Here is a 2,642-nt window from a genome sequence, read left to right on the forward strand (position 1 = left end):
GGGACCCGGGTCGGCGTCCGTCCGCGCGGCCCAGCGGCGCAGCAGGGCGTACGAGACCAGGGCGATCAGCTCCCCTTCGGCGCTGGACCGCAGGCAGCAGCGCAGTGGTGCGCCGCCTTCGTCGTCCCGGTACGGGGGCGGCACGGTGAGTGGTGGTCATGCCGTTCAGCCTGGTCCGAGGCGGTCCGGGACACCGGCGGGAAACTGACGTGGTGCTCCGTGCGACCCGGGGCAGGTGCCAGGAGGGCCGTGCCCCGAGTCGTGCGGGCGGCCGGACCTATTTTGCCCGGGGGGTGTCCCTCAGGCCGCCGGCCATGGACTTGGCGGCCGCGTCGAGACCGGCCACCGCGGCCTTGGGCAACGCGTCGGCGACCTTGGTGGCCAGGTCGCGGGACGGGCCGGGGGCGGAACCGTCCGCGTGGGCAGGGGCGGCGAGTGCCACGCCGGTGAGGGCGAGCGCGGCAGCAGTGATGATCCTCTTCATGCTCTGAGGAACGACTGTCCCCGGCTCGGGACACGACCGGCGGACCATGGACTCGGGCGCCTTCTGGGACTTGCCCGGTTCGGGGCGTGGCGCGGAGCATGCTGGTGGGCACACGACAGGGGCAGGGAGGCGCGGGATGCGGTGGTGGGCCGGCGGGGGTGCGGTCGTCGCGGTGTTCGTGCTGGCCGCGTGCAGCACGTCGGGCAGTGGCGGGACGGCGGGGAGCGGCCCGTCCGGGAGTCCTTCCGCGGGACCGTCCGCGAGTCCGAAGCGGGCGGCTCCCTCCCGATCGGCGAGCCCTTCGGCCACCGGGTGTGTCGCGGGACGGGTGGAGGTTTCCGTCGCCGCGGGTGAGCCGGTCCGGCGGCAGCTGTGCGTGCGGCCGGGAACCGTGGTCTCCCTGGTCCTGCGGCCCCGGGCGGACGACCGGCGCTGGACGGGCGTGCGCAGCTCCGCGCCGGCCCTCGTCGTGGTGTCGGGGTGGCGGGTGGACGCGGACGGCACCGCCCGTGCCACGCTGCGGTCCGCGGGCACCCGGGGCGGCCGTGCCGAGGTCACCGCGCAGGCGAAGGCACCGGATGTGGCGGGTGCGGCACGGGTCGCGTTCACCCTCGACGTGGCCGTCGTCCCGTACGCGCGGGAGGGGTGACCCCGCAAGCCCGGGTCACCCCTCACTCCACCGCGCAACGCGTGTCAGCGGCAGTCGCGCACCTTGACGGTGTAGATGCCGCGGCCGTGCGTGGCCGCGTACAGCGTGCCGCCGTCGGGGCTCAGCTTGAGCTGGAGCACGGCGACGGCCGGGAGGGAGCCGACGCGCTGCCAGTTGGAGTGGCCCGGCGCGCGGTAGACGACGCCCAGGTCGGTGGCGACGGCCAGGCCGCCGTTCGGCAGGACGATCGCCGAGTTCGTCGGCACGTCGGGAAGGTTCGCGGAGACGTCCTTCCAGGTGGTGCCGCCGTCGGTGGACTCGAAGACGTGGCCGACGCCCGCGCCGGGGCCCTCCGTCCAGTGCCGGGAGAAGCCGTTGACGGCGAGGAAGACGTGGTCGGCGTTCTTCGGGTCGACGGCGAAGCCGCTGAGGTAGCGGTTCGGTACGGTGCCGTCCACCGGCAGGGTGATGTCGTGCCAGCCGGTGCCGTCCGCGTTGCCGACGGAGATGCCGCGGGCGAAGCCCTGGTTGTTGCAGGGGCCGCACCAGGCCGCGTAGACCTTGCCGCCCGAGGCGGCCACGGCGGTCGCGGTACGCCCGGCGCCGAGGTCGTACACGCTCTTCCACTCGGTGCCGCTGCGGATGGCGTAGCCGTGGGTCTGGACCCAGATGTGCCGGCCGCCGGCGATCCACGTCGACGCGTTCTTCAGGTCCGCGGCGAGCGGGGCGATGAAGCGGGCCTCGCTGGTGGCGTTGTCGGCCGGGGCGACGTTGTACGACGTGGCCTTGGCGGCGTCGGTGGTCCAGCTGCCGTCGTTCACGGCGCAGTTCTGGGTGACCTGGATGGCGAGGTAGACGTATTCCTGCGCCAGGTTGCAGCCGTTGGCCGGGTCGGTGAGGGTGTCGCCGCCGTCGCCGCCGAAGTTGGAGCCCATCACCGTGTCGTTGCTGCGCAGGACGGACTGGCCGTTGTCCTGGAGGCCGCCGGTGACGGAGACGCCGCCGTGGGTCAGGTCCTTGCCGATGCCGACGGAGTAGTACTGGAGGGTGTCGATGGTGCCGTCGTTGAGGGACGTCCAGTCGGTGGCGTGGCCGGAGGCGTCCTGGGTGCCGTCGACGGGGCGCTTGTAGGCGCCGCCGTCGTTGCCGACGTAGACGAAGCTCTTGCCGTGGTAGCGGCCGATGGCGACGCCGTGCTGGTCGGAGTGGGTGGTCTGGTTGCAGTCGCCGGTCTGCTTGGAGGGGTCGATGGACCAGCAGGAGAAGCCGAAGTTCCAGTAGGGGCCGACGGTCGACCAGGTGGCGCCGCCGTCCTTGGTCTCGTAGACCTCCTCGAGCCCCGCGTACACGTGCTTCGGGTCGCTCGGGTCGACGGCCAGGAACTGGTTGTACCAGGCCTGCACGCCCGGCATGTCCTCCGGGATCGCGAGAGCGACCGTGACGGCCGGGTTGAGGTGGGCACCGGACAGCGGTCCGGAGATGTAGACGGCCGTCAGGACGGCGAAGCCC

At 73.1% G+C, this 2,642-nt stretch carries 2 protein-coding genes and 2 pseudogenes; 1 reads left to right on the plus strand and 3 read right to left on the minus strand.

Going from position 1 to position 2,642, the window contains the following annotated elements:
- A pseudogene (locus ABZ646_RS44605) lies at nt 1–144 on the minus strand (DUF1203 domain-containing protein); the annotation flags it as partial.
- Between the two features lie 133 nt (nt 145–277).
- The gene (locus tag ABZ646_RS44610) at nt 278–484 is read right to left on the minus strand and encodes a hypothetical protein (RefSeq protein WP_360532949.1); all 207 of its coding nucleotides are present in this window, start codon (nt 482–484) and stop codon (nt 278–280) included.
- A gap of 328 nt (nt 485–812) precedes the next feature.
- Here ABZ646_RS44610 and ABZ646_RS44615 point away from each other — a divergent pair, with 328 nt between their 5' ends.
- Entirely contained in the window at nt 813–1,133 is a 321-nt protein-coding gene (locus ABZ646_RS44615; RefSeq protein WP_360532952.1) for an acetyl-CoA synthetase, read from the plus strand.
- 1,415 nt (nt 1,134–2,548) lie between these two features.
- Here the strand turns inward: ABZ646_RS44615 and ABZ646_RS44620 are convergent.
- Nucleotides 2,549–2,642 (minus strand): annotated as a pseudogene (locus ABZ646_RS44620) (aquaporin); the annotation flags it as partial.

This window comes from Streptomyces sp. NPDC007162 (assembly GCF_040634175.1).
GTDB lineage: Bacteria > Actinomycetota > Actinomycetes > Streptomycetales > Streptomycetaceae > Streptomyces.